At 67.5% G+C, this 19058-nt stretch carries 17 protein-coding genes; 9 read left to right on the top strand and 8 right to left on the bottom strand.

Features of this window, described 5'->3' with window-relative positions:
• Nucleotides 1–225: 225 nt before the first annotated feature.
• A complete protein-coding gene (locus tag H0X90_RS04755) occupies nt 226–1296 on the bottom strand; it encodes an FUSC family protein (protein WP_012493157.1) in 1071 nt (356 codons plus the stop codon).
• Nucleotides 1297–1458: 162 nt separating this feature from the next.
• The gene (locus H0X90_RS04750; protein WP_006491554.1) at nt 1459–2991 is read right to left on the bottom strand and encodes a sensor domain-containing diguanylate cyclase; all 1533 of its coding nucleotides are present in this window, start codon (nt 2989–2991) and stop codon (nt 1459–1461) included.
• A gap of 585 nt (nt 2992–3576) precedes the next feature.
• Here H0X90_RS04750 and H0X90_RS04745 point away from each other — a divergent pair.
• From H0X90_RS04745 to H0X90_RS04730, 4 genes are all read left to right on the top strand, one after another.
• Nucleotides 3577–5112: an amino acid permease gene (locus H0X90_RS04745; protein WP_006496062.1), complete on the top strand. Its 1536-nt coding sequence runs from the start codon at nt 3577–3579 to the stop codon at nt 5110–5112.
• Between the two features lie 262 nt (nt 5113–5374).
• Nucleotides 5375–5620 (top strand): DUF3717 domain-containing protein, encoded by a 246-nt coding sequence (locus H0X90_RS04740; protein WP_012338561.1) that lies wholly within the window; start codon nt 5375–5377, stop codon nt 5618–5620.
• A 264-nt stretch (nt 5621–5884) separates the two neighbouring features.
• On the top strand, nt 5885–6802 hold the full coding sequence (locus tag H0X90_RS04735; RefSeq protein WP_006482538.1) for a LysR family transcriptional regulator: 918 nt from the start codon (nt 5885–5887) through the stop codon (nt 6800–6802).
• A gap of 109 nt (nt 6803–6911) precedes the next feature.
• Nucleotides 6912–7724, top strand: coding sequence for an alpha/beta fold hydrolase (locus tag H0X90_RS04730; protein ID WP_043205198.1), 813 nt, complete (start codon nt 6912–6914; stop codon nt 7722–7724).
• 40 nt (nt 7725–7764) lie between these two features.
• Here H0X90_RS04730 and H0X90_RS04725 read toward each other — a convergent pair whose 3' ends face one another.
• Nucleotides 7765–8118 carry a hypothetical protein gene (locus H0X90_RS04725; protein WP_006482519.1) on the bottom strand — a complete coding sequence of 118 codons (354 nt, stop codon included), beginning with the start codon at nt 8116–8118 and terminating at the stop codon, nt 7765–7767.
• Nucleotides 8119–8302: 184 nt separating this feature from the next.
• Nucleotides 8303–8923: a TetR/AcrR family transcriptional regulator gene (locus H0X90_RS04720; RefSeq protein ID WP_006482520.1), complete on the bottom strand. Its 621-nt coding sequence runs from the start codon at nt 8921–8923 to the stop codon at nt 8303–8305.
• 94 nt (nt 8924–9017) lie between these two features.
• Between H0X90_RS04720 and H0X90_RS04715 the strand changes: the two genes are divergently transcribed.
• On the top strand, nt 9018–10259 hold the full coding sequence (locus H0X90_RS04715) for a glycosyltransferase (protein WP_006496059.1): 1242 nt from the start codon (nt 9018–9020) through the stop codon (nt 10257–10259).
• Nucleotides 10260–10274: 15 nt separating this feature from the next.
• Here H0X90_RS04715 and hutC read toward each other — a convergent pair whose 3' ends face one another.
• The 3 genes from hutC to H0X90_RS04700 all read right to left on the bottom strand — a co-directional run bounded on the left by hutC (nt 10275) and on the right by H0X90_RS04700 (nt 12731).
• Nucleotides 10275–10970 (bottom strand): histidine utilization repressor, encoded by a 696-nt coding sequence (gene hutC, locus H0X90_RS04710; protein WP_006482530.1) that lies wholly within the window; start codon nt 10968–10970, stop codon nt 10275–10277.
• Nucleotides 10971–11152: 182 nt separating this feature from the next.
• Nucleotides 11153–12280: a porin gene (locus H0X90_RS04705; protein ID WP_077190832.1), complete on the bottom strand. Its 1128-nt coding sequence runs from the start codon at nt 12278–12280 to the stop codon at nt 11153–11155.
• A gap of 136 nt (nt 12281–12416) precedes the next feature.
• A complete protein-coding gene (locus H0X90_RS04700) occupies nt 12417–12731 on the bottom strand; it encodes a hypothetical protein (RefSeq protein WP_006496057.1) in 315 nt (104 codons plus the stop codon).
• Between the two features lie 525 nt (nt 12732–13256).
• Between H0X90_RS04700 and H0X90_RS04695 the strand changes: the two genes are divergently transcribed.
• The 4 genes from H0X90_RS04695 to H0X90_RS04680 all read left to right on the top strand — a co-directional run bounded on the left by H0X90_RS04695 (nt 13257) and on the right by H0X90_RS04680 (nt 16404).
• Nucleotides 13257–14030 carry an ABC transporter substrate-binding protein gene (locus H0X90_RS04695; protein WP_006482536.1) on the top strand — a complete coding sequence of 258 codons (774 nt, stop codon included), beginning with the start codon at nt 13257–13259 and terminating at the stop codon, nt 14028–14030.
• A 173-nt stretch (nt 14031–14203) separates the two neighbouring features.
• Complete coding sequence (locus tag H0X90_RS04690; protein ID WP_006482533.1) at nt 14204–14893, top strand: ABC transporter permease; 690 nt, start codon at nt 14204–14206, stop codon at nt 14891–14893.
• Nucleotides 14890–15603 carry an ABC transporter permease gene (locus H0X90_RS04685; RefSeq protein WP_006482521.1) on the top strand — a complete coding sequence of 238 codons (714 nt, stop codon included), beginning with the start codon at nt 14890–14892 and terminating at the stop codon, nt 15601–15603. The genes H0X90_RS04690 and H0X90_RS04685 overlap by 4 nt, the downstream gene beginning before the upstream one ends.
• A gap of 33 nt (nt 15604–15636) precedes the next feature.
• Nucleotides 15637–16404: an ABC transporter ATP-binding protein gene (locus H0X90_RS04680; protein ID WP_006482526.1), complete on the top strand. Its 768-nt coding sequence runs from the start codon at nt 15637–15639 to the stop codon at nt 16402–16404.
• 77 nt (nt 16405–16481) lie between these two features.
• On the opposite strand, the gene H0X90_RS04675 is transcribed toward H0X90_RS04680, so the two are convergent.
• A complete protein-coding gene (locus tag H0X90_RS04675) occupies nt 16482–18800 on the bottom strand; it encodes a PA14 domain-containing protein (RefSeq protein ID WP_077190831.1) in 2319 nt (772 codons plus the stop codon).
• Nucleotides 18801–19058 lie beyond the last annotated feature (258 nt).

Here is a 19058-nt window from a genome sequence, read left to right as displayed (position 1 = left end):
GTGCGGAACCGGCGTCGCGCCTGTCGCGGCGGGCCTGACGGGCGGTTAACCGGGTGGAGAACGCCGTGCGGGGCGGCGTTGCATCGCCGCCGAAAACGCGCGGACGAACCGGCCGCGGGCCGGATTTCCGGGGCCGGATCGGTGGCCGGCCGTGCCCAGCGTCGCCGGCGCGCCGCGTCGATGTGCCGAAAGGCATATGAAAGGAAGGCGCGTGAAGCGGGCGCCTCAGATATTCCACGACCGCGCGGTATCGAGCAGCCGCTCGCGCAACTGGTCGACTTCTCCGGCCAGCTTGGCCGTGATCGACACGTAGCCGGACAACGGCGGCGGCGGCGCGTCGTGCGGCGGGTCGGCCGGCCGGCGGCGCGGCGCCAGCCGGCTCGGCGTGCCGAACTTGAGCGCGCGGCTCGCCCCGACCAGCGTGTCGCGGATGCGCCGGTTCACGCCCTTCATCTCGACGCGCATGTATTCGCGGGCCGCCACGTCGTCGCGCGCCGGCAGCGCGCTCGACAGGATCTCCAGATAACCGATGCACAGGCGCAGGCTGCGCTGGATCGCCTCGAGCTGCGCCATCGACGTCTCGCACTCCTTCGACACCGACGGCATCAGCGAGCGCAACTGCACGAGCAGCGCGCTCAGCGCGGCCATTTCCTTCAGGTGTGCGTCGTCGCTCACGTGGCGGTCGCCCGCGAGCCGCGCATGCACGGCCGCGCACGCGCGCAGCGCGTCGGCCAGCTTGTAGCGCCACGAGTAGGTCGCATAGAGCGGCAGCGCGAACGAGAACGCCAGCGCGATCGCGATGCCGACCAGCACGTTCACCGCGCGCCACAGGCCGTCGACGATCTCGTTGTCGCCGTGCCCGGCGACGATCACCATCGTGATCGCCGACAGCAGCGCGATGTAGCCGGCCTTGCCGATCGCGTGATACGCGCAGATACCGCACCCCACGGCCATCAGCAGGTAGATCGCGAACGGCGCGTGCAGGAACGAGTAGAGGAGGATCAGCCCGAGCCCCGCCAGTGCGCCGATCGACGTGCCGAGCGCGCGCTCGGCCGCCTTCTTGCGGATGTTGCCGTGATGTTGCAGCCCGCCGACGACGATCAGCACGGTGATCGTCGACCATTCGCCGTGCGGCACGCGCAGGCCGGTGGACAGCGCGATCGACACGAGAATCGCGAGCGCGACGCGCGCCGCATGGATTAGCTTCGCGTGCCGGTAGCGGCGGTACGGGTCGAGCAGCGGGCGGAGCGCGTGGCGCACGAGCGGCGGCAGTCGGGTCGGGAGCGGGGCGGTCATGACGGAGTCGAGGGAGCCGGGACGCGCACGGCGGCCCGCGCGGGCCGGCGCCGCGCCGCCTGCGCAGCTGACGTAACGCTAGCCGAACGCGCGCGGGCTGTCCACGGCGGCGCCGACGGGCCGGGCGGCCGGCGGCCGCGTCAGGCCACGGCGCACCTCGCGTCACGCGTCGGCCGCGCTCGACAGTGCGTCCAGCACGCGGTTGCGGCCGCCGGACTTCGCGCGGTACAGCGCCTCGTCGGCGCGCCGCAGCAGCGTCGCGGCGTTCATCCGGCCGTCGGCGGCGGTGGCCGTGCCGATGCTGGCCGTCACGCGCCCGTACGGGCTTTTCACGTGTTCGATCCCGAGCCCCGCGATCGCGCGCCGGATGCCCTCGGCGACGGTTGCCGCGCCCGGCGCGTCGGTGTCGGGCAGCGTGACGACGAATTCCTCGCCGCCGTAGCGCGCGACGTGATCGCTGTCGCGGCGCAGGCAGCGCGACAGCGATTGCGCGACCTGGCGCAGCACGTCGTCGCCGGCCGGGTGGCCGTAGTAGTCGTTGAACGCCTTGAAGTGATCGACGTCGACGAACAGCACGGACAACGGGCGGCCGCTGCGCGACGCGCGCTGGGCTTCCTTCGCGAGCACCGCATCGAACGTGCCGCGGTTGTCGAGGCCCGTCAGCGAATCGGTGTGCGCGAGCCGGTACAGCTTCGATTCCGCGTCCTGCCGGCGCTTCAGCTCGCGCGACAGCGCGAGCGAGCCCCACGCGATGAACGCCGTAAACAGGCTCATCAGCACGACGGTCCACACCGCGCGGTGCTGCCACGACGCATAGATGTCGATCTCGGCGGGCGCGACGTCGACGATCAGCGGCAGCCCGGCGAGATGCTTGTAAACATAGACGCGCCGCACGCCGTCGATGGCGCCGACCCCGCTCAGCTCGCCGTCGCGGCTGCGCTGCGCGTCGACGAACAGCGGCGAGTCGTGCAGGTCGAGGCCCACCACCCGCGTGTCGTACGGCAGGCGCGACACGAGCGTGCCGTTGTCCTCGACGATCGCCGCGCTGCCGTGCCGGCCGACCGCGAGGCCGTCGAGCAGCGCGCGGAAGTAGTCGATGCTGAGCGTGCCGACGACGATCCCGGCGAACGTGCCGTCGGGCCGGTTGATCCGGCGGCTCAGCGCGATCGTCAGCGCGCCGCCGCGCAGCCGCGACGCGTACGGCCGGCTGATGTAGAGGCCGGGGACGAGCCGGTCGCGGTGCACGGCGAAATAGTCGCGGTCGGCGAAATTGCCTTGCCGCGCGGGCGATGCGCTCGAATCGATCGCGATATTGCCGTGCGCATCCATCACGAAAATGGAGCCGAGATAGGCGCCGGTGGCCGCGCGGTCGAACAGCAGCCGGTGGCGCTGGCGCGGCGGCAATGTCATCAGTTCCGGATCGGCCACGCCGTCGACGACGTTTTGTAATGACAAATCGTAGAGTTCGATATTGCGCGCGATATCGCGTTCGATCAGCAGCATCAGATTGCGCGCATTTTCGACCGCATGGTCATACGCGTCGCGGCGCGCCTCGATTAATAGCGACGTGGAAAGTCCCCAACTGAACATCAGCAGGACGATGCCCGCCACGAGTACGCCGCGGGGCGACAGAATGCGTGCCACGACCGACGCGGTATGGCGGCGCAGCGTGGCGGGCAGCGGGAATGACTTCATCCTCGGGGGTGGCGGGTGGCGGCTGGTCGCGTCGTTGCGGTTCCGCGCGCGGATTATTTCGAATTAAGCGTCATTATCCCGCGAATTCCTGAATTTCGCGTGCGCATGCAAAACATGCATGCGGATACGGCGATTCGAAACGGTTACGCATCATTACCGCATGGCGCGCGGGCGATTTGATTTGAATCAATGACCAGTGTCGGGCTTTTTGTCTGATTAATGGTGTATTGATCGGTCGATTTTGCGTATTGCCGCGGTATTTGGCGGATCGGGACAGGATTAGGTCGTGACCGGGAAAAACGAATATCGAATGACCCGTTCGTAATCGGGGTCTTTGCAACGACGTGCGACCGTGGCCGCGCCGACGCGGCCAACCCGTTGATTCCGCGAAATCTCCGGCGGGGCGGCGGGCGGGGCCACCTCAGCTGTCCCCGTATCGAATCAGGTAGAATCCGCGCTTCGCCGCAGGCGCCCGCCGCGCAACGCGTATCGGGGCCGCATCGAATGCATCGCAGGACGCGCGCCGCGCTCCGATTCCGCATGCGCCGGCTACGGATGCCGGCCCGCTCAACGTTCGTCTCGTTTATGTCCGCAATTCCGAATTCCGACCAACCCGGTTCGCCCGCGAACCCACCCAAGCTTCATCGCGCGCTGAAGGCGCGCCACCTGACGATGATCGCCATCGGCGGCTCGATCGGCACGGGCCTGTTCGTCGCGTCCGGCGCGTCGATCTCGCAGGCCGGCCCCGGCGGCGCGATGGTCGCGTACATGCTGATCGGCCTGATGGTCTACTTCCTGATGACGAGCCTCGGCGAGATGGCCGCGTTCATGCCGGTGTCGGGCTCGTTCGCGACCTACGGCGCGAAATACGTCGATGAAGGCTTCGGCTTCGCGCTCGGCTGGAACTACTGGTACAACTGGGCGGTGACGATCGCGGTCGAGCTCGTCGCCGCGCAGCTCGTGATGCACTACTGGTTTCCGGACGTGCCGGGCGTGTGGTGGAGCGCGGCGTTCCTCGGCGTGATGTTCCTGCTCAATGCGCTCACCGTGCGCGGTTTCGGCGAAGCCGAATACTGGTTCGCGCTGATCAAGGTCGTCACCGTGGTCGCGTTCATCGGCGTCGGGCTGCTGATGATCTTCGGCATTCTGAAGGGCGCGCCGGCCAACGGCTGGGGCAACCTGACGATCGGCGACGCACCGTTCGCGGGCGGCCTGCCGGCGCTGATGGGCGTCGCGATGATCGCGGGCTTCTCGTTCCAGGGCACCGAGCTGATCGGCGTCGCGGCCGGCGAATCGGAAAACCCGCGTACGACGATCCCGCGCGCGGTGCGCCAGGTGTTCTGGCGCATCCTGCTGTTCTACGTGTTCGCGATCTTCGTGATCGGCGTGCTGATTCCGTATACCGACCCGAACCTGCTGAAGACGGACGTGACCGACATCGGCGTGAGCCCGTTCACGCTCGTGTTCCGTCACGCGGGCCTGGCCTTCGCGGCCGGCGTGATGAACGCGGTGATCCTGACGGCCGTGCTGTCGGCCGGCAACTCGGGCATGTACGCGTCGACGCGGATGCTCTACAACCTCGCGACCGAAGGCCGCGCGCCGAAGGTGTTCGCGAAGCTGTCGCCGGGCGGCGTGCCGCGCAACGCGCTGTACGCGACCACCGCCGTCGGCGCGCTGTGCTTCTTCACGTCGCTGTACGGCGACAAGACCGTGTACCTGTGGCTGCTGAACACGTCCGGGATGACGGGCTTCATCGCGTGGCTCGGCATCGCGGTCAGCCACTACCGGTTCCGCAAGGGCTACGTGAAGCAGGGGTATGCGCTCGACCAGTTGCCGTACCAGTCGAAGTGGTTCCCGTTCGGCCCGCTGTTCGCGTTCGTGCTGTGCCTCGTGATCGCGCTCGGCCAGGATTACCAGGCGTTCCTCGCGAACCGGATCGACTGGGCCGGCGTGGCCGCGACCTATGTCGGCATTCCGCTGTTCGTCGTCGTGTGGCTCGGCTTCCGGTTCCTGAAGAAGAGCCGGTTCGTGCGCTACGAGGACATGGAGATCGCGCCGTGGATCGCCGCGAATCGCGGCGCGCAGCGGCAGCCGGTGGCGAACCGCGAAACCGCGGGCTGAGGCCGGCGCGGCAGGCGGCCGCGCGACGGTCGACGAAACGGGAAGCCGCGCGCTTCCCGTTTTTTTTGCCCGGCTTTTGCCTGCACGGGGTCAAAGCCGGTTATATTGCCCGACCCTACCGGGCCACGGCCCGGCCGGCGCGACAGGCGCGGCGCGGATCGGCATCCGGCGCGCGCCGCGCGGCGGCCGGCGAGCGGCCCGGCGTTTTCATCGCTCCCGCCGGGCCGGCACGGCCCGCGGAGCGCGCAACCCAGAGGAATCCATGAGCGCATCACCCGCCGAGCGGAAGGCCGGACCCGTTTCCATCGTGCGAATCGAAGCCGCGATCAACGCGTGGCGCGAAGTGTACCCGCCGGCGCCGGACGGCGAGGACGGCTACGCGCTCGACGCCGGCAGCAACTGCCTGGCCGAGCTGTACGGCACGATGATCTGCTATCAGTTGCCGGACGTGCCGCTCGACTCGCTGAGCCACGAGCAGCGCGATGCGCTGTACGCGACCGAGGTGTGATGCGGTCGACACGATGCCGCCGCGCGGCGTCGGTGAACGAACGGGAAGCCTCGCGGCTTCCCGTTTTGCTTTGCGCAGCCCCGCGCGTCGTCGCCAGCACGACGCTGCTTGCGCCGGGACCGGCGCCGGCTGAGGTATCGTGACGGGATCGGGAAGCAGGCGATCGAGGAGGCCGGTACGGATAGCCGGCGAGGGTGAGCGGTGCGGGCGCTATTCGCGCGGCGCCGGGTGAGCGTCCGTTGCCTGTCCCGGGAGGATTCGAACATGGAGTTGAGACATCTCCGCTACTTCGTCGCGGTGGCCGAAGAGCGGAATTTCACGCGGGCGGCGGAACGGCTGCATATCGCGCAACCGCCGCTGAGCCGGCAGATCCAGCAGCTCGAGGAGGCGCTCGGCGTGCCGCTGTTCGAGCGCAACGCGCGGCCGCTGAAGCTGACCGATGCCGGACGCTTCTTCTATTCGCACGCGGTGCAACTGCTCGCGCAGACGACCGAACTCGAATCGATGACGAAGCGGGTCGGCAAGATCGAGCGCAGCATGTCGGTCGGTTTCGTCGGCTCGACGCTGTACGGGATGCTGCCGAAGATCATCCGGCGCTTTCGCAGCGAATATCCGGCCGTCGAGCTGAGCCTGCACGAGATGTCGACGATGGACCAGATCAAGGCGCTCAAGGAAGGGCGCATCGACGTCGGGTTCGGACGCATCCGCCACGAGGACCCGAGCGTGCGGCGCGTCGTGCTGCGCGAGGAGCGGATGATCGTCGCGCTGCCGGTCGGCCATGTGCTCGACAGCGCCAAACCGGTGCTGTCGCTGCACGATCTCGTCAACGACACGCTGATCATCTTTCCGAAGGCGCCGCGCCCGAGCTACGCGGACCAGGTGCTCGCGGCCTTTCACGATCGGGCGCTGCAACCGCGCCGGATCTACGAGACGCGCGAGTTGCAGATCGCGCTCGGCCTCGTCGCGATGGGCGAGGGCGTGTCGGTCGTGCCGCACAGCGTGTACGGGCTCAAGCGCGACGACATCAGCTACAAGCCGCTCGACGATCCGAACCTCGTGTCGCCGATCATCATGAGCATGCGCGCGCTCGACGAATCGGAGGACATCCGCGCGATGCAGGCGCTGATCTACCGGCTGTACGACGAGGCGCGGATGGAATATCTGCCGCCGCAGCCCGAATGAGCGCGCGGGCCGTAGGGGCTTGCTTGACGCTGCGCGCGCCGGCGGGCCACCATGCGCGGATTCGATGCGGCCGCCGACGCGCGGCCGCTCTCATGCAGACGATCGACACATGACCGATATCCTGACCGAGGAGACGACCGTCGAGACGCCGCAAGGGCGTCTCTTTGCGAAACGCTGGCGTGCGGGGCCGGCGCAGCCCGCGGCGGCGCCTGGGCCGGCCGCGCCGATCGTGCTGCTGCACGATTCGCTCGGCTGCGTCGACCTGTGGCGCGACTTCCCCGCGCAGCTCGCTCGCGCGACGCAGCGCGACGTGATCGCGTACGACCGTCTCGGTTTCGGCCGTTCCGATCGGCATCCGGGCATGCTCGGCACGACGTTCGTGCGCGACGAAGCCGACCGTGCGTTCGCCGCGGTACTCGAACAGCTCGGCGTCGACGCGTTCGTCGCGTTCGGGCACAGCGTCGGCGGCGGGATGGCGGTCGGCTGTGCGGCCGCGTACCCTGAGCGGTGTCGTGCGCTCGTGACCGTCGCCGCGCAGGCGTTCGTCGAGGATCGCACGCTGGCCGGCATTCGCGACGCGGGGCGGCAGTTCGATGAGCCGGGTCAACTCGACCGGCTCGCGCGCTATCACGGCGACAAGGCCGAATGGGTGCTGCGCGCGTGGGTCGACACGTGGCTGTCGCCGGCGTTTCGCGACTGGAATCTCGACGACGACCTGCCGCGCGTGCAGTGCGCGACGCTCGCGATTCACGGCGAAGACGACGAATACGGGTCTGACGTGCATCCGAAGCGGATCGCCGCGCGCGTCGCGGGGCCGTCGTCGTTCCTGTTGCTTGCGCGCTGCGGACACCTGCCGCACCGCGAGCGGACCGACGACGTGCTGGCCGCCGTCGCGACGTGCCTGCGCGACGCGCTCGTCTGAGCGCGCTCGCCTTCGCCGGCGGGCGCCTGCCCGCCGGTGGTCAGAACGAAAGCTGGATCGCGAGATCGATCGCCAGCAGTACGATCGAAAGCCCGATGCCGAGAATCACGTTCGGCAAGCGGTGCTCGAAATCGCGATGATCCTTGCGCATCGCGGCGCCGAGCAGGAAGATCGCCTCGACGACGATCTGCAGCCCGACGAACAGCAGCATCAGCAGATACTCGTAGCCCATCTGCTTGAACGCGACGAATTGCATCCCGTGATCGCGGATCCACTGGCCGACGCGCAGCAGTTCGTAGACGAACAGCAACGCAGGGAACAGGTAACTGATGAAGTAGGTCGGCGCGGTGGCGTGCCGTAGTTCGAGGTGGAAGTGCTGATGCGTGGTAGCCATCACAACCCTCCTTGCAACGCATGATTGCGGTCGCGACGGCGGCGCGTGTCGCGTGCGAACGACGGGATTACCCGATGCGCAGTGCGCAGCCGTACGACATCAGCATACTGCCGCGCGGGAAATTTGGCATGCGAAGTGTGGGTTCGTTGTAACAATGTGTGTGCCACGCGACGCGTTGGCTGCGTCACCGTTTCGCTTCCGCGCCTTCGATGAACAGCTTCGCGACCGACTGAAACTCCCGTTTCAGCGACAGCCCCGGCACGGTCAGCCAGCGCAGCATCGCCGCGAGATACAGGTGATGGAACCAGGTCGCGAGCTGATCGGCCCGCAGCGCGGCGTTCAGTTCGCCGGCCTGCTGCCCGGCGGCGATCAGTTGCTGCCACACCCATGCGATGTCGCTGCCGTTCTCTCCCGCACGCGCCGGTTCGGCTGCGCCGATGCTCAGGAAGCGGTGCCGCAGGTACGCGAGCAGGTACGCCGGATGGTGCTCGCACCAGGCGGCCGACGCGTCGAGCACGCAGCCGATGCGCGACGCAAAGGTCTTGCGCCGCGCGACGTCGTGTTGCAGATGCGCGAGATCGCGCGCGAGTTCGCCTTCGAGCCAGTGCGCGAGCACGGCTTCCTTCGTCGGAAAGTGGTTGTACAGCGTGCGTTTCGCGACATCGGCCTGCGCGGCGATCTGCTCCATCGTGACGGCATCGTAGCCGTGCGCATCGAACAGGCGCGCGCCGGTCGCGGCGAGATGCGCGAGCATCTGGATGCGTTTGCGCGCGCGGCGGCCCGGATCGTCGGTCGGAGTCGTCATGGCAGGGGATTGACTGAAAGTGTGCGGATTGCATTAGTATACGACGTGCACGTTTTTGAATCCAACCTTTTCCGCCGTGCACGAGGAGCCCCGCATGAAACTCGTCATCGCCACCTACGGCACCGAAGGCGACACGCGTCCGCTCGCGGCGCTCGGTCGCGCGCTGCTGGATGCCGGCCACGACGTCCGGCTGCTGGCCGACGCGGCGACGCTCGGCTCGGCCGCCGCGCTCGGCGTGCCGTCGGCGCCGCTGTCCGGCGATATCCGTCGCGCGATCGCGCCGGAAGGCGCGCTGGCCGATGCGGTGCGCGGGAGGGGCGGCTTCAACGATACGTCGAAGGCGCTCGCGGCGATCGCGAATGCGAACACGGCCGCATGGATGCAAGAAGTCGCGGACGCGTCGGCCGGGTGCGATGCGCTGCTCGTGTCGGGCCTCGCGTCGTTCGTCGGGCTGTCGGTCGCCGAGTATCGCCGCATACCGGCGATCGGCACCGGCATGATCCCGATCACGCCGACCGCCGAATTCGCGTCGCCGTTCCTGCCGCCGGGGAAGCTGCCGCGCTGGCTGAATCGCGCGAGCCATCGGCTCGTGAATGCGTTGCTGTGGCACGCGTTCAGGAAGTCGACCAACGCGGCGCGCGCCAGCGTCTGCGGATTGCCGCCGCGCAAGCACGTGTGGACCGATCATCCGATGCTGTATGGCGTGTCGCCGGCGCTGCTGTCCGGTCCGGCCGACTGGCCGGCGAACGTGCACGCCTGCGGCCAGTGGCGGGTCGACGCGCGTGCGTGGACGCCGCCGCCCGAACTGTCGGCGTTTCTCGACGCGGGCGAGCCGCCCGTGTACATCGGGTTCGGCAGCATGGCCGGCTTCGATCGGGCGGCGCTGGCCGCCGCGCTGACGCAGGCGCTGGCCGGCCGGCGCGCGCTGTTCTATCCGGGCTGGAGCGGCATCGATGCGTCGCTGCTGCCGGCGCACGTTCGCGTGATCGGCGACACGCCGCACGACTGGCTGTTCCCGCGCGTCGCGATGGCGATGCATCACGGCGGGTCGGGCACCACGCATTCGGCGGCGCGGGCCGGCATTCCGTCGGTGGTCGTGCCGTTCGCGGGCGATCAGTTCTTCTGGGCGAACCGGCTGCAACGGCTCGGTGTCGCGGATGCGCCGGTCGCGGGGCGGCGCGTGGAGGCGGCCGCGCTGGCACGGGCGATCGCGTTTGCCGAACGCGGCGAGACGAAGGCGCGTGCGGCGGCGCTCGGCACGCGCATCGCGCAGGAGGAGGGATTGCAGCGGGCCGTCAGTGCGATCGAACGATGGGCGCGACCGCGCGCGAGGTAAGCGCGCGCCGCGGCATCAGAAATGCCCGGTGAAACGGTAGCGGCTGCCCGGGTGCCACAGATTCGCGATCGACGCGACCAGCCCCTGCGACCACGTGCGCCGATGCAGCAGCAGGCACGGCTCGCGATCGTCCATCGTCAGGTGGCGGCGCGTTTCGGCATCGGGCATCGCGGCCTCGATCCGGTATTCGACGCGCTGCAGCGGCGCGACGCGCGTCAGGTACTGGTTCGGCGTCGTCGTCGTGAAGTCCTGCAACGCGTATTCGGGCGCGCAGGCCGGATTGACCCAGCGTTCCTCGAGTTGCACGGGCGTGTCGTTCTCGAAATGCAGCACGCGCGAATGGAAGATCGGGCTGCCGGTGTCGAGCCGCAGTTCGTCGGCGAGCTTCGCATCGGCGACGGCCGCGCCGACCTGCAGCACCTGCGCGCGATAGCCGTGGCCGCGCGCGGCGACTTCGTCGGAGATGCTGCGGATCGCGACCAGCGTCGATTCGTATTTCGGTGACGCGACATACGTGCCGGAGCCGCGCGTGCGCGTGAGCACCTGTTCGGCCGTCAGCTCGCGCAGCGCGCGGTTGACGGTCATCCGCGCGACGTTGAATTCGCGTGCGAGCTCGTTCTCCGACGGCACCTGGTCGCCTTCCGCCCATTCGCCGGCATGAATGCGCGCGAGGATGAAGTCCTTGATTTCCTGATAGATCGGTGTGGTCATGGGATCACGATTTCTGGGTCGGCGGCGGGCCGCCGCCGAATGCCGATCCGGCGCGCGCCCGGCGCCGAGTGTACCGGTTTCGCGGGCGCGCCGGCCCGGATTCCCCGAATGATCCCTGTTCGGCCGGCGCGCGTCCATGCGGGATTGCACAGAGCGGCCGGCCTGCGACGGCTCGCTTGCGGTCAGAACCGATGCCGGATGCCGACCGTCGCGACCACCTGCGTGCGGGTCGACGAAGCCGCGACGCCCGTGACGTTCGCGAACCCGAGCGTCGCGCCCGTCGGCACGCCGAACTGGTGCTGATACACGGTTTCCGCATACACGTCGGTGCGCTTGCTCAGCGCGTAGTCGGCCATCAGCGTCACCTGGTGCCACTTCGGCCGGTGGCTGCCGGTTGCGTCGTCGTAACGGCCGTCGGTGAACGTATAGGCACCGGCGAACGAAACCGCCGGCGTCAGCGCATAGCGCGCGTTGATCTCGTAGTTGTCGAAGCGCAGCGCGTTCAGCGCGCCCGGCAGCGACGACGCGGCCGTTTCGTCGAACATCGCGTGCGTCCACACCGCGCCGATCGTCAGCCGGTCGAACGCGTAGCTGCCGCCGGCGCCCATCACGCGCTGCCGGACGGCCGGGAAGTTCGGCGCGTCGTTGGTCGACAGTGCGCCGCCGGCCGTCAGGCCGCCGCGATTGAGCTGCAGGTACGCGGCGCCGACGCTGACCGACCCGTTCGCATACGACACGCCCGCGCTGTATGCACGGTTGTTCGCGAAGCCGCCGGCCGCGTTGCCGAACCCGTACAGGCCGCCGAACTGCCAGCCCGCGAGTGTCGGGCTCGTGTATTTCACCGCGTTGTCGATGTAGAACGAATCGTCGAGGTTGTCGTTGTCGAACGGATGCGACGCGAGGTTGTTGCCGTCGCCGTTGTTCGCCATCGCGAGCGGGCCGAGATAGTCGACCACGGCGTCGTACTGGCGGCCGAGCGTCAGCGCGCCGTATCGATCGCTCTGCAGGCCGACGTACGCGCGGCGACCGAACAGCGTGTTTCGATAGGACTGCGTGCCGTTGTTCAGGTTGAAGCCGCTTTCGAGCCGGAACAGCGCATGCAGGCCGCCGCCGAGATCCTCGTTGCCGCTCAGCCCGAAGACCGTATTCGACAGCAGGCCGCTGCCTTGCTGCCACGCGCTTTTGCCCGACTGGTTGTTCGTATAGGCGATACCGGCATCCAGCATCCCGTAGAGCGTGACGCTGCTTTGCGCATGCGCGACGACGCCGAAGCATGCGAGCGAGAGGGTACCGACGACTGCTTTTTTCATTGCGTGTGTTTCCTGGAAAGGCCCGTTGCGACGGGAACGGCGATCCGCCGCGCGGATCCGTGCGGACCCGTGCGTGCGAATCGATGAAAAAGAGGGCGTGCGTGACGCGTGTCACGCGCGGCGGGGACGAACGCCGCTAGTGCTGCAACAGGCGGATCGCGCCGAACTCGGCGGCCGGCAGCAGGCGCAGGATCGACAGGATCGCGGGCGACGCCTGTGACCGTGCGACTTCGAGTTCGATGCACGCGCGCCCGGTGCGGCGGTCGAGCGCGGCCGTGTAGCAGTTCAGTGCGGCGCCGACGGCCTGATGCAAGCGACGCCGCACGACCGCGAGGTTGTCCGATTCGACGCGGATCGACAGCAGCACGAGTGTGTCCGCGGGAGCGCGACGCCGCGAGCGAGCGGGCGGCAGATGGCGTGAAGCAGTGGATTCGGTTCTGGTCGGTTTCATGGGCTCATCCCCGGTCGCGGCGCGCGCTGCACGGCGGAGATCTCGTTCTCGACATGGCGCCCATTCTAGAAATCGCCGCGGCGAGACGGTGTATAGACTCGCCGCGCGTCTGCAAAGGATGCGTAAACGCGCTGCGCTGGCGACCGAAGGCGGAAAGGGCAGGATGAGCCGGCGGCGGCCACGCCGTCGTTGGACGAACGTCAGGCCGGTTCGGAAAACACGGTGCGGCGGCCGACAAAGTCTAGACAGGTGCCGGGCCCTGCCCGGCTGCCGCCGTACGCCGCAAGAAAGCCTCCATTCAGCCCCGCGTAATCCATAATTAATTGAAAATTAAGGAAAATCCTGTCGACGCTCCTAATCCGCCGACAATTAGAGATAAACACGGATTGCTGACCCTATCCTGGAAAAGGCAAAGTTGTATGTACAACTTGGAACATCGCCGGAACACGCGATTACCCGGTTGGAAGGATTCACGGCGGGCAGCCCGACCGGAATCCGCCCCAGTCCGCCTCTGACAGGAACGCCATGAAGAAACTCGCGCTCAGTATTGCCCTCGCCTGCCTCGCGGTCGGTGCCCACGCCAAGGATTGGTCGACGATCCGTTTCGGCGTCGACGCCAGCTACCCGCCGTTCGAATCGAAGGACGCAAGCGGCAAGGTCGTCGGCTTCGACGTCGACCTCGGCAACGAGATCTGCGCCCGCCTGAAGGCGAAATGCGTGTGGATCGAGAACGACTTCGACGGGATGATCCCGGCGCTGAAGGCGAAGAAGTTCGACGGCGTGCTGTCGTCGATGTCGATGACGCCGGCGCGCGCCGAGCAGATCGCGTTCTCCGACAAGCTGTTCAACACGCCGACGCGCCTCGTCGCGAAGAAGGGCGCGAACCTGCAGCCGACGGCCGAATCGCTGAAGGGCAAGTCGGTCGGCGTCGAGCAGGGCACCATCCAGGAAACCTACGCGAAGGCGTACTGGGCGCCGAAGGGCGTGCAGGTCGTGCCTTACCAGAACCAGGACGGCGTGTACCAGGACCTGATGTCGGGCCGCCTCGACGCGGCGCTGCAGGACGCGGTGCAGGCCGACATCGGCTTCCTGAAGACGCCGCGCGGTGCGAACTTCCAGTTCGCCGGCGGCGACATCGACGATCCGAAGACGCTCGGCAACGGCGCCGGCATCGGCCTGCGCAAGGACGACGCCGACCTGAAGGCGAAGATCGACCACGCGATCGCCGACATCATCAAGGACGGCACCTACAAGAAGCTCGAGAAGAAGTACTTCGCGTTCGACGTCTACGGCGGCTGACCGCGCGGGCGGCGCGCATCGATGGCGGCGCGCCGCCTGCGTTGCCGGATGCCGCCCCGTGCGCGGGCCGCGTCCGGCTTGATGAGCAGGCTGCATCACGTCGTGCGCAGAACTCGTTTGCTGCGCGCTTAATGGCTATTGACAATCCAGCCACCTCGTTCTGGGTTCCTCATATGATCTTCCAAGGATTTGGCCCGCTGCTGTGGGCCGGCACGGTCGAGACCGTGAAGCTCGCGGTGCTGTCGCTCGCCGCGTCGCTGATACTGGGCCTCGCGGGCGCGGCCGCGAAACTGTCGGCCAACCGCGTGCTCAAGTCGGTCGGCACGTTCTATACGACGCTGATCCGCGCGGTGCCCGATCTCGTGCTGATGCTGCTGCTGTTCTACGGGATCCAGATCCTGCTGAACGACGTGACCGACCTGCTCGGCTGGGATCAGATCGACATCGACCCGTTCGTGGCCGGCGTCGTGACGCTCGGCTTCATCTACGGCGCGTACTTCACCGAGACGTTCCGCGGCGCGTTCCTCGCGGTGCCGCGCGGCCAGCTCGAAGCCGGCTTCGCGTACGGGATGAGCGGCTGGCGCGTGTTTCACCGCATCCTGTTCCCGCAGATGATGCGCTTCGCGCTGCCGGGCATCGGCAACAACTGGCAGGTGCTCGTGAAGGCCACCGCGCTCGTGTCGATCATCGGCCTCGCCGACGTCGTGAAGGCGTCGCAGGACGCCGGCAAGAGCACGCTCGATTTCTTCTTCTTCACGCTGGCTGCGGGCGCGATCTACCTCGCGATCACGACGGTGTCGAACGTCGTGCTGCATCACCTCGAGAAGCGTTATTCCGTCGGTGTCCGGAGGCTCGCACTGTGATCGAACTCGTCAGCCAGTACTGGCAAAACTATCTCTATTCCGACGGCTACCGCTTCAGCGGCCTCGCGATCACGCTGTGGCTGCTGGTCGTGTCGATCGCGTTCGGTTTCGCGCTCGCCGTGCCGCTCGCGATCGCGCGGGCGTCGTCGAACCGCTGGATCTCGGGCCCCGTGTGGCTCTATACGTACGTGTTCCGCGGCACGCCGCTCTACGTGCAGCTGCTGATGTGCTACACGGGCATCTACAGCCTGCAGGTCGTGCACGACCACGTGCTGCTCGACACGTTCTTCCGCAACGCGATGAACTGTACGCTGCTCGCGTTCGTGCTGAACGAATGCGCGTATGCGACGGAGATCTTCGCGGGCGCGATCAAGGCGACGTCGTCCGGCGAGATCGAAGCCGGGATGGCCTATGGGATGTCGCGCTTCAAGCTCTATACGCGCATCATCCTGCCGTCCGCGCTGCGCCGCTCGCTGCCGAGCTACAGCAACGAAGTGATCCTGATGCTGCATGCGACGACGCTCGCGTTCACCGCGACCGTGCCCGACATCCTGAAGGTCACGCGCGACGTCAATTCGGCGACCTACATGTCGTTCCAGGCCTACGGCATCGCAGCCGTGCTGTACGCCGTCGTCGTGTTCGCGCTCATCTGGGCGTTCCGCAAGCTCGAGACGCGCTGGCTCGCGTATCTCGCGCCGCGCAGCCATTAACGCATCCGCAAGATCCGCAACGAAGGACCCAGCATGTACAAGCTTACCGTTGACAACCTGCACAAGAAATTCGGCGACAACGAGGTGTTGAAGGGCGTGTCGATGAAGGCGAAGGCCGGCGACGTGATCAGCATCATCGGCTCGAGCGGCTCCGGCAAGAGCACGTTCCTGCGCTGCATCAACTTCCTCGAACAGCCGTGCTCGGGGCAGATCACGATCGGCAGCGAGCCGATCCAGACCACGCGCGACCGCAACGGGTCGCTGCGCGTGGCCGACCAGAAGCAGTTGCAGCGGATGCGCACGAAGCTGTCGATGGTGTTCCAGCACTTCAACCTGTGGGCGCACATGACGGTGCTCGAGAACGTGATCGAGGCGCCGATGGCCGTGCTCGGGGTCGGCAAGGACGAAGCGATCGCGCGGGCGCGCAAGTATCTGGAGAAAGTCGGCCTCGCGCCGCGCGTCGAGGGCATGTATCCGTCGCATCTGTCGGGCGGCCAGCAGCAGCGCGTCGCGATCGCGCGCGCACTCGCGATGGAGCCGGAAGTGATGCTGTTCGACGAGCCGACGTCGGCGCTCGATCCGGAACTGGTGGGCGAAGTGCTGAAGGTGATGCAGAAGCTCGCCGAGGAAGGGCGCACGATGGTCGTCGTCACGCACGAGATGGGCTTCGCGCGCAACGTGTCGAACCACGTGATCTTCCTGCATCAGGGGAAGATCGAGGAGGAGGGCGATCCGCAGCAGATCCTCGTGAATCCGAAGAGCGAGCGGCTCGGGCAGTTTCTGTCGGGGCGGTTGAAGTAATAAACGCGTCTGCCGGTTGCATCGCAACGCCCGTGAAGCCGCGCAGGCTTCACGGGCGTTCACGCGAGTAACGCCAACTATTGCGCGAGCGCGTCCGTCAACGGCCGCTGCGCGACCTGTACGAGATTATCGCGGCCCGCACTCGGGCTCGACCATTGCAGATGCATGCTGGCCGGCCCGCTCGCATGCACGTACTCGACGCGGATCGGCACGTTCCGCTTCTGCGACAGGTGGATGCGGCCCTTCGCGGTCGCGAGTCCCGGCTGCTCCTTGTCGATCACCTTGCGGCCGTCGATCCACACGCGCGCGACGTTGTCGCTCGTCACGCTGAACGTGTAGTTGTCGGCCTTCGGAATGTCGAGCGCGCCGGTCCAGCGGATCGCATAGTTCGTCGCATTCATCCCCTTCGACGCATCGGGCGAATCGGTGCCGCGCTCGGTGTTCAGGTCGAAATCGACCAGCGGCGTGATCGACGAGAACACCGGCGTCGTGAACGTCGTGTCGTTGTAGTACGTCGCGTTCAGCACGCGCAGCCGCGAGCTGAACGCGCTCGCGAGCGCCTGCACCTCGGCCGTGCTCCACGGGTGACCGTCGGGGTAGAGCGTGCCCTGGAACGGCGTCGCCGGCTCGACGGTCGCCGGGGCGGACGCCGTCTGCCCCCAGTGGAAGCGCGTATTCGTGCGGCCGATCATCAACTCCCACACGAGGAAGCCCGTCTTGCCGCCGTAGGTGGATGCGATGCCGGCCATCGTCTGGCCTGCCTGGCCGCCCGGCCAGCCGCGCTGCAGCGTTTCCGAATTCAGGCTGTCGAGCAGGCTCGGCGGCAGCGAGTAGTCGGGCGTCGTCGCGTTGAGCGCGTACGGGTGGAACGCATGGAAGTCGGAGAAGTAATCGCCTTCCGGCTCCTGCACGTTCGGCGAATTGATCGGCTGCGTCGCGCCCGCGTTCAGGATCGCGATGCGCGCGTCGTTCATCATCAGCGCGCGCGTCGGCTGCAGCGCGCCGTTGCCGCTGCAGCCGGGCTCGTTCATCGGCTCCCAGTACAGGATGCGCGGGTCGTTGCGGTGCGCGGACACGAAATCGGCGATGTAGTGCTGCAGGTCCTGCTTGTAGGTGGTCGACGCGCCGGCCGCGATCGGCTGCAGGTACTGCTGCTCGACCGACTGCCCGGGCGACTGCACCCAGCGGCTGTTGTGCACGCCGAAGATCGGCGCGGGCTGCGGGCCGTACGCGGGATCGACGTGCCAGCAATCGTCGTAGAAGATCGGCGCGACCTTCAGCCCGTGGCGCGCGGCGATCTCGAGCAGGCTGTCGAACTTCGCGAGGAACGCGTCGCGATCGTTGACCCAGTTCAGGTAGTGCAGGTACACGGTGATCGTGTTCATCCCGTACGTCTGCGCGTAGTCGAGCTCGCGGTCGACGATCGCCGGATCGTAGTGCTGCCAGAAATCGATCGCGTTGACGGCATTCCACGGGTTGTACACGGCGCCCACCACGCGCGAGAAGTCGTAGGTTTTCGGCGCGACGTCCGGATGGCGGCTCACGGTCACGTTGCTGAACGCGACGCTCGCGCCGAAGCGGCGCAGCCCGAACGCGCCCGCGCGCAGCGCGGTCGTCAGGCCGCTCGTCGCGTCGTTGATGCTGATCACCTGCGCGCCGTCGACATACACGTCGATCGCGTTGTTGCGCGTGACGACCTTCAGGTGATGCGTGCTGCCCGGCACGACCGCGGGCGCCGGGTAGTCGATGAAGTCGGTCCAGTTGTTCTGCTCGCGGCCGACCTGCACCACGTGGCGCACCGCGTCGAGCCCGATGTAGTAGCCCGTCAGCGCATCGGTGCCGACCGACGGGTTCGTCACGTGCACGATGAAGCCCGCATTCGCGGTATTCGCGCCGGGCGCGGGCGCGCCGATCGTCACGTCCGCTTCGTACGACGCGTGGCCGTACGCCGGATGCTGCGCGTTGGTGACGAGCTTCGCGCCGTCCGTGCTCGTGCCGTCGATCCGGATCGTGTTCGTGCCGCCGCTCGTCCACGCCGGACCGTACGTATCGAAATCGGCGAGCGTCAGCGTTTGCGTGTCGGTCGCGACGGGCGGTGGCGGCGGCGCATACGGCGGCACGCCGCGCGACGACACGCGCAGCGCGGGCGTCGGCCCCGGCAGGCCGAGCGTGACCAGCTGGTTCGGGAAATGCGACGGGCCGCCGTGACCCATGTTCATGAAATCGCTGGATGCGGCGGCGTTGGCCGTGGCCGCACCGTCGCTGGACGCGGCATCGACGGACGCATGCGCGGCAAGCGCGGATGCCGACGGCGCGGACGAATCATCGCCGCCGCACGAGGCGAGCAAGACGAAGACCGCGAGCGCGGCGGGCTTGAGACGAGACGTGATAGTCATTCTGGACTCCGGATCAATGGGGAGAAGCGGACGACTGGTGACTCGATGCGGCTGAAGCGGTGCCTCGACGGCAAGCGTCGCGGCACGATGCGCGTGTGATGCGCGGACGGCACGGAGCGGGCCGCGCGGCGGGTTCGCGCGCAGTCGCTTCCGGTCACCGTCTCGTCGTGTTGTTCTGTCGTGGCCCGGGGTTCTGCCCGATGCCGACGCAAGTATAGAAATGCCGGGAAAATATTACTAATAATTTAGTGATGGTGT

The organism is Burkholderia sp. 9775_39 (assembly GCF_015712225.1).
GTDB classification, from domain to species: Bacteria; Pseudomonadota; Gammaproteobacteria; order Burkholderiales; family Burkholderiaceae; genus Burkholderia; species Burkholderia cenocepacia.
The sequence above is the reverse complement of the archived record's forward strand: the minus strand, read 5'-3'. Positions and strand labels throughout refer to the sequence as shown.

Excerpts from the sequence above, each read along its gene's own strand:
- H0X90_RS04695 (WP_006482536.1), top strand. The coding sequence starts at position 13,257 with ATGAAGAAACTCGCGCTCAGTATTGCCCTCGCCTGCCTCGCGGTCGGT.
- H0X90_RS04715 (WP_006496059.1), top strand. The coding sequence starts at position 9,018 with ATGAAACTCGTCATCGCCACCTACGGCACCGAAGGCGACACGCGTCCG.
- H0X90_RS04755 (WP_012493157.1), bottom strand. The coding sequence starts at position 1,296 with ATGACCGCCCCGCTCCCGACCCGACTGCCGCCGCTCGTGCGCCACGCG.
- H0X90_RS04700 (WP_006496057.1), bottom strand. The coding sequence starts at position 12,731 with ATGAAACCGACCAGAACCGAATCCACTGCTTCACGCCATCTGCCGCCC.
- H0X90_RS04690 (WP_006482533.1), top strand. The coding sequence starts at position 14,204 with ATGATCTTCCAAGGATTTGGCCCGCTGCTGTGGGCCGGCACGGTCGAG.
- H0X90_RS04730 (WP_043205198.1), top strand. The coding sequence starts at position 6,912 with ATGACCGATATCCTGACCGAGGAGACGACCGTCGAGACGCCGCAAGGG.
- H0X90_RS04680 (WP_006482526.1), top strand. The coding sequence starts at position 15,637 with ATGTACAAGCTTACCGTTGACAACCTGCACAAGAAATTCGGCGACAAC.
- H0X90_RS04745 (WP_006496062.1), top strand. The coding sequence starts at position 3,577 with ATGTCCGCAATTCCGAATTCCGACCAACCCGGTTCGCCCGCGAACCCA.
- H0X90_RS04705 (WP_077190832.1), bottom strand. The coding sequence starts at position 12,280 with ATGAAAAAAGCAGTCGTCGGTACCCTCTCGCTCGCATGCTTCGGCGTC.
- H0X90_RS04735 (WP_006482538.1), top strand. The coding sequence starts at position 5,885 with ATGGAGTTGAGACATCTCCGCTACTTCGTCGCGGTGGCCGAAGAGCGG.
- hutC (WP_006482530.1), bottom strand. The coding sequence starts at position 10,970 with ATGACCACACCGATCTATCAGGAAATCAAGGACTTCATCCTCGCGCGC.
- H0X90_RS04740 (WP_012338561.1), top strand. The coding sequence starts at position 5,375 with ATGAGCGCATCACCCGCCGAGCGGAAGGCCGGACCCGTTTCCATCGTG.
- H0X90_RS04675 (WP_077190831.1), bottom strand. The coding sequence starts at position 18,800 with ATGACTATCACGTCTCGTCTCAAGCCCGCCGCGCTCGCGGTCTTCGTC.
- H0X90_RS04720 (WP_006482520.1), bottom strand. The coding sequence starts at position 8,923 with ATGACGACTCCGACCGACGATCCGGGCCGCCGCGCGCGCAAACGCATC.
- H0X90_RS04725 (WP_006482519.1), bottom strand. The coding sequence starts at position 8,118 with ATGGCTACCACGCATCAGCACTTCCACCTCGAACTACGGCACGCCACC.
- H0X90_RS04750 (WP_006491554.1), bottom strand. The coding sequence starts at position 2,991 with ATGAAGTCATTCCCGCTGCCCGCCACGCTGCGCCGCCATACCGCGTCG.